This is a genomic window from Streptomyces sp. SID14478 (genome assembly GCF_010548525.1).
Taxonomy (GTDB): domain Bacteria; phylum Actinomycetota; class Actinomycetes; order Streptomycetales; family Streptomycetaceae; genus Streptomyces.
Map to the genome: position 1 here is coordinate 1 of NZ_JAAGMG010001194.1, position 6421 is coordinate 6421.

Sequence of the window (6421 nt, forward strand, 5' to 3'; positions counted from 1 at the left end):
GTCAGCCTCGGCGGCCGCGCCGCGGGGCGCGCTCGGCCCGGACGGGGAGTCGGGCGCGGAGACGGCCGGGTCCGGCCCCGGACCGCTCGCGGGAGTTCCCGCCGAGTCCAAGCCACCCGCACCATCCGGCGCACCCGGCCCGTGGGCCTCACTACCACCGGAGGTCATCCGCGCTCGCATTCCTGACTCGTCCTAACCATGGGCCCTGGTGACGATCGGTCAACACGCGCCCCTCTGGGATGGCTCCAGACCATTCCAGTGCCGGTGAGCAGGGGGCGCACATCACCTGGCCCGCCACTCGAAGGAGTGAACATCGAGCGGGAGTTGAGGAGCAAGTTCCCCCGGCACGGTCTCCCGTCACCCACGGCACGCCGGTTGGACGTCCTCCACAGGCTTTGGCAAGATGCCCCGCCACGCCCCACCGGAGTTGATCATTCCGCCCCAAAACCGGCGCCCGACCTGCTGGTACAGGCCAGACGCGGGGATCGGCCGGTCCCGCGCGGGCCTCGGGCAGACTGGCCGAATGCGCATCGAACTGACCACCGAGCCCGGTGACCCCGCCCGCCCGAACGAGGACTACGCATCGGTAGCGCTCCCGGCCTGCGGGCAGGGCGGATCGCTGGTCCTCCTGGACGGCGTCACGCCGCCGCCGGCCGAGGACGGGTGTCTGCATTCCGTCCCCTGGTTCACCGCGCGGCTCGGCGGGGCCCTGGCCGAACTGTCCACTTCGCGCCGGGATATGACGTTGCGTGACGTGCTCGCGGCGGCGATCGCCCGCACCGCCGACGCCCACCGCGCTACCTGTGACCTTTCTCACCCGCGCACTCCGCAGGCAACCGTCGTCCTCGCCCGCTGGGACGCGGAGCGGGTCGAGCATCTGGTGCTGTCCGACTCGGCGTTGCTCGTCGAGGCGCCGGACGGCGCGGTGACGCCCCTGCTCGACGAGCGCCTGGACCGGGTCCCGCGCGCCGCCCTGGTCTCGGACGAGGTGGCCGACGCGACCGCACGCAACAAGGAGGGCGGCTTCTTCACGGCGGCGGCCGACCCCTCGGTCGCGGACAGGGCGGTGACCGGCACCCTCCCCCGCACCGGCGTCCGCGCGCTCGCCGCGCTGACCGACGGGGTGACGCGCTGGGTGGAGAAGTTCCACGAGGGCGACTGGGCCGATCTGTTCACCCTCGTGCGCAAGGAAGGTACGGAGGCGGTGGTGGCCCGGGTCCGCGCCCTGGAGGACGCGGATGCGCAGACCCGTACGCACCTGCGGCGCAGCAAGACGCACGACGACGCGTCCCTGGTGTACGCGGAGCTGTGACCCTCGGGGCCCGGACTACTCGGCGCCCGCGTTCAACTGGTGCAGCAGGCGCGCCAGTTCGGCCACCTCCGTGCGCTCCCAGCCCGCCAGCTGGCGCACGTACTGGGCGCGGCGGGCGTCGCGGACCTGGCTGAAGTCGGCGCGGCCGCGCTCCGTGAGGGAGACGAGCCAGGCGCGGCCGTCGGCCGGGTCGGGGGCGCGGGCGACGAAGCCGAGGTCCTCCAGGGCGCGCAGCTGGCGGCTCATGGTCGCCTTGCCGACGCCGATGTACGCGGCGAGTTCGGTGGCCCGCTGCGCGCCGCACTCCTCCAGCCGCACGAGCAGTCCGTACGCGGCCGGCTCCAGATCGGGGTGGACCTCGCGGGCCATCTCGCCGGAGGAGGCCCGCGCACGGCGCAGGAAGACGGTCAACTCCCGTTCCAGAGCAAGGAATTCGTGGTCCACACCAGTCGGCGCGGCAGCGGAATTCGTGTCGCGTTCGGCGGTGTGCCGCTCGCCGTTCCCGTCTTCGTGCACGTCAGCACCCATGGTCAGAGTTTCCCCGGGTTTCCCGAATCTGAAAGTTTTCGCCAATCGCCGCCATTACCGCAGCTCCGTCAGTATTTCGCAGGAGTAGACCAACGGCAGCATCCAGTCCCTCTTCCCTCGTGCCGGTCCCCCTGCGTAGCGTCCTGCATGGCATGTCCATACCAGCGTCGCCGGTGCGACCTGCCGTACCGCTGCAGTGCGCCCATCCCAGCACGTCCCGCACGTTCCCGTACGTCCCAGCACAGGTCCCCGATCAGCACCGCTGATCCCCCACGAGGCCTCGGAGGCACTCCATGCCCGTGCACAGACCCGGAACGTCCGGCCGTACCCGCTTCGGCGTGGCCGGAATCCTCCTCGCAGCGCTCTCGCTGCTGTTCACCCTGCCGAGTGCGGCGCAGGCCGCCGACGTCCCCGCCCGGGGTGAGGCCCACATGGGCATGGGCGTCGCCGCGCACGACGGCGACACCGGCCAGGGCCCCGTCGGCAGGGTCACCCAGACCGAGGGCGTCGACGTCAGCAGCCACCAGGGCAACGTGGCCTGGTCGACGCTGTGGAGCAGCGGGGTGAAGTGGGCCTACACCAAGGCCACCGAGGGGACGTACTACACGAACCCGTACTTCGCCCAGCAGTACAACGGCTCCTACAACGTGGGCATGATCCGCGGCTCGTACCACTTCGCGACCCCGGACACGACGAGCGGCGTCGTGCAGGCCAACTACTTCGTGGACCACGGGGGCGGCTGGTCCAAGGACGGCAAGACCCTGCCGGGCGTGCTCGACATCGAGTGGAACCCCTACGGTGCGGCCTGTTACGGCAAGACGGCCGCCGGGATGGTCACCTGGATCCGTGACTTCGTGAACCAGTACAAGGCGCGCACCGGCCGCGACGCCGTGATCTACACGGCGACCAGCTGGTGGACGCAGTGCACCGGCAACTCCGCCGCGTTCGGCTCCACCAACCCACTGTGGATCGCCCGTTACGCCTCCACCGTGGGCACGCTGCCGGCCGGCTGGGGCGTGCAGACGATATGGCAGTACACGTCGACCGGCCCGACGGTCGGCGACCACAACAAGTTCAACGGCGCCCTGGACCGCGTCCAGGCACTCGCCAACGGCTGACCCTGACCGCGTAGCACGCGGCAGAAGGCCCGGGCCCCCGTGAGGGGACCCGGGCCTTCCGTCGTCGTCCGGAGCCCGCGGGTCGGGCCCGCGAGGCTGCCGCCTTATGCCGCTTATGCCGCGACCGGAACCTCCAGCGTCGCGGTGGCCGGAGCCAGGGCCAGCTCCAGCACCTGGCGGACATCCGTCACCGGGTGCACGTCGAGCTTGTCCAGGACCTCGGCGGGGACGTCGTCCAGGTCCGCCTCGTTCCGCTTCGGGATGATCACCGTGGTGATCCCGGCCCGGTGGGCGGCGAGCAGCTTCTGCTTCACGCCGCCGATGGGCAGCACCCGTCCGGTCAGCGACACCTCACCGGTCATCGCCACGTCCGTACGGACCAGGCGTCCGCTCAGCAGCGACGCGAGAGCGGTCGTCATCGTGACGCCCGCGCTCGGCCCGTCCTTCGGGACGGCGCCCGCGGGGAAGTGGATGTGCGCGCCGCGCTCCTTCAAGTCGGCGACGGGCAGCTCCAGTTCGGCCCCGTGCGAGCGCAGGAAGGAGAGCGCGATCTGCGCGGACTCCTTCATGACGTCGCCGAGCTGACCCGTCAGCGTGAGCCCGGCCGCGCCCGTCTCCGGGTCGGCGAGGGACGCCTCCACGAAGAGCACGTCACCCCCGGCGCCCGTCACCGCGAGGCCCGTCGCGACACCCGGCACCGCCGTGCGCCGCTCGGCCGGGTCCGTGGCGGACTCGGGCACGTGGTGCGGCCGCCCGATCAGCGCCCGCAGGTCGCCCTCCCCGACGGTGAACGGCAGCTCCCGCTCGCCGAGTTCGTGCTGTGCGGCCACCTTGCGGAGCACGCGCGTGACGGCCCGCTCCAGGTTGCGCACGCCGGCCTCGCGCGTGTACTCGCCGGCCAGCTTGCGCAGCGCGCCCTCGTCGAGGGTGACTTCGTCCCCGTTCAGTCCGGCGCGCTCCAGCTGGCGCGGCACCAGGTGGTCGCGGGCGATGACGACCTTCTCGTCCTCGGTGTACCCGTCGAGCCGGACCAGCTCCATGCGGTCGAGCAGCGCCTCCGGGATCGCCTCCAGCACGTTCGCCGTGGCGAGGAACACCACGTCGCTCAGGTCGAGTTCGACCTCCAGGTAGTGGTCACGGAAGGTGTGGTTCTGCGCCGGGTCGAGCACTTCGAGGAGGGCGGCCGCCGGATCGCCCCGGAAGTCCGAGCCGACCTTGTCGATCTCGTCCAGGAGCACGACCGGGTTCATCGACCCGGCCTCCTTGATGGCCCGCACGATGCGGCCGGGCAGGGCGCCCACGTACGTACGCCGGTGTCCGCGGATCTCCGCCTCGTCCCGTACGCCACCGAGGGCGACGCGCACGAACTTGCGGCCCATGGCGTGAGCGACGGACTCGCCGAGGCTCGTCTTTCCCACTCCGGGAGGCCCGACGAGCGCGAGCACGGCACCGCCGCGCCGCCCGCCGACCACGCCGAGCCCGCGGTCCGCGCGCCGCTTGCGCACGGCCAGGTACTCGGTGATCCGCTCCTTCACGTCCTGCAGCCCGGAGTGCTCGGCGTCGAGCACGCCCTGGGCGCCCTGGATGTCGTACGCGTCCTCGGTCCGCTCGTTCCACGGCAGTTCGAGGACGGTGTCGAGCCAGGTCCTGATCCAGGAGCCCTCGGGGGACTGGTCGCTGGAGCGCTCCAGCTTCTCGACCTCCTTGAGCGCCGCCTCCCGCACGTTCTCGGGCAGGTCGGCCGCCTCGACGCGGGTGCGGTAGTCGTCGGACTCCTCGCCCTGCGCCTCGCCGTTCAGGTCCCGCAGCTCCTTGCGCACGGCGTCGAGCTGGCGCCGCAGCAGGAACTCGCGCTGCTGCTTGTCGACGCCTTCCTGCACGTCCTTGGCGATGGACTCGGCGACGTCCTGCTCCGCGAGGTGTTCGCGCAGCAGGGCGGTGGCGAGCTTCAGGCGCTCGACCGGGTCTGCGGTCTCCAGGAGTTCGACCTTCTGAGCGGTGCTCAGGAAGGGCGAGTACCCGGAGTTGTCGGCCAGGGCGGACACGTCGTCGATCTGCTGGACGCGGTCCACGACCTGCCAGGCACCGCGCTTCTTCAGCCAGTTCGTGGCGAGCGCCTTGTACTCCTTGACGAGTTCGGCGACGGCGCCCGGCAGCGGGTCGGGCACCTCCTGCTCGACGGTCAGGCCCTCCACCCACAGGGCGGCGCCGGGCCCGGTCGTGCCCGCGCCGATGCGTACGCGGCCGACGCCGCGGATCAGGGCGCCGGGGTCGCCGTCGGCGAGGCGTCCCACCTGCTCGACGGTGCCGAGCACGCCGGTGTTCGCGTACGTGCCGTCGATCCGCGGAACAAGCAGCACCTTCGGCTTGCTGTTCCCGGTGCGGGCGGCGGCCTGTGCGGCCTCCACCGCGGCACGTACGTCGGTGTCGTTCAGGTCCAGGGGCACGACCATGCCGGGCAGCACGACCTCGTCGTCGAGCGGCAGCACGGGCAAGGTGAGCGATGTGGACGTCGAAGCCATGATCTCCCCTTCGGCATTCAAGTTGAGCTATGTCGACTCAATGCTTGGCGGGCCCAGGATGTTCCCCGCCCCGCGTTCGCTCTCAGCGATCACGTCTGTCGCAGCGGAAACGCCGCTACGTAAGGTGTGCTCAGCGAGTGTGACCATTACGGAGCGGAGCGTGGACATGGCGGGCGACGATCTCGTACGGGACTGGGTCGACGGCTGGGTCGTCTCGCGCGGGGCCACTCCCCCGCTCGTCGAACCCTGGGGCTACACGATCCACGTGGGCCAGGCCGAGCACCCCGGCCGGCACGTCCTGGGCGCCACGAACGACGGCGTGACCGAGGACGACGTGCGCAAGGCGGCCGGGTCGACGCGCGCCCGCGCCTTCCACCTGAAGGTCTTCGCCGAGCCGGAGCGCGTACTGCCGTGGCTCGGCCCCGAATGGGAGCCGTACGGCTCGGGCGACTTCCTGATGGCGAAGGGCGTCACTGCCGCCGTCGTGCCGGAGGTCCCCGCGGGCTACCGCCTGCGCTCCTGGACCCGCAGCGGCGTCACGCGCCTCCTGATCACGGACACCGACGGGTCGTTCGCCGCACGCGGCCAGATCGCCCTGGTCGGCGCGAGCGCCGTCGTCGACCAGATCGAGACGTCCGAGCACCACCGCCGCAAGGGACTCGGCACCGTGATCATGGGCACCCTGGACGCGGCCGCCCACGCCCAGGGCGCCACCCGCGCGGTCCTGGCCTGCACTCCCGACGGGCGCCTGCTGTACGAGTCCGTGGGCTGGCGGATCGTGGCGCCGCTGACGAACGCGAAGCACCGGGGCAGCGCCGCGGCCTGACGAGCCCCGCAATTCCTTTGCCGCAGCCGCCCCGGCCGCCCCACACTGCGGCGATGACACCGCTCCTGTCCCTGACCGACGCACAGCGGGCCGCCCTGCGGCACCTGGGCGCGGC

General features: G+C 71.8%; 5 protein-coding genes. 3 read left to right on the forward strand and 2 right to left on the reverse strand.

The window, feature by feature from the left end; translation table 11 throughout:
- The first annotated feature begins 523 nt into the window (after positions 1 to 523).
- Complete coding sequence (locus G3I40_RS38140) at positions 524 to 1312, forward strand: protein phosphatase 2C domain-containing protein (RefSeq protein ID WP_164559404.1); 789 nt, start codon at positions 524 to 526, stop codon at positions 1310 to 1312.
- 15 nt (positions 1313 to 1327) lie between these two features.
- Here G3I40_RS38140 and G3I40_RS38145 read toward each other — a convergent pair whose 3' ends face one another.
- Positions 1328 to 1840 carry a MarR family transcriptional regulator gene (locus G3I40_RS38145; protein WP_203645533.1) on the reverse strand — a complete coding sequence of 171 codons (513 nt, stop codon included), beginning with the start codon at positions 1838 to 1840 and terminating at the stop codon, positions 1328 to 1330.
- Between the two features lie 293 nt (positions 1841 to 2133).
- Here G3I40_RS38145 and G3I40_RS38150 point away from each other — a divergent pair, with 293 nt between their 5' ends.
- Entirely contained in the window at positions 2134 to 2958 is an 825-nt protein-coding gene (locus tag G3I40_RS38150; protein ID WP_164559405.1) for a lysozyme, read from the forward strand.
- 113 nt (positions 2959 to 3071) lie between these two features.
- On the opposite strand, the gene lon is transcribed toward G3I40_RS38150, so the two are convergent.
- A complete protein-coding gene (gene lon, locus G3I40_RS38155) occupies positions 3072 to 5480 on the reverse strand; it encodes an endopeptidase La (protein WP_164559406.1) in 2409 nt (802 codons plus the stop codon).
- 139 nt (positions 5481 to 5619) lie between these two features.
- Here lon and G3I40_RS38160 point away from each other — a divergent pair, with 139 nt between their 5' ends.
- Positions 5620 to 6306: a GNAT family N-acetyltransferase gene (locus G3I40_RS38160; RefSeq protein WP_343245150.1), complete on the forward strand. Its 687-nt coding sequence runs from the start codon at positions 5620 to 5622 to the stop codon at positions 6304 to 6306.
- Positions 6307 to 6421 lie beyond the last annotated feature (115 nt).

Excerpts from the sequence above, each read along its gene's own strand:
- G3I40_RS38140 (WP_164559404.1), top strand. The coding sequence starts at position 524 with ATGCGCATCGAACTGACCACCGAGCCCGGTGACCCCGCCCGCCCGAAC.
- G3I40_RS38145 (WP_203645533.1), bottom strand. The coding sequence starts at position 1,840 with ATGGGTGCTGACGTGCACGAAGACGGGAACGGCGAGCGGCACACCGCC.
- G3I40_RS38150 (WP_164559405.1), top strand. The coding sequence starts at position 2,134 with ATGCCCGTGCACAGACCCGGAACGTCCGGCCGTACCCGCTTCGGCGTG.
- lon (WP_164559406.1), bottom strand. The coding sequence starts at position 5,480 with ATGGCTTCGACGTCCACATCGCTCACCTTGCCCGTGCTGCCGCTCGAC.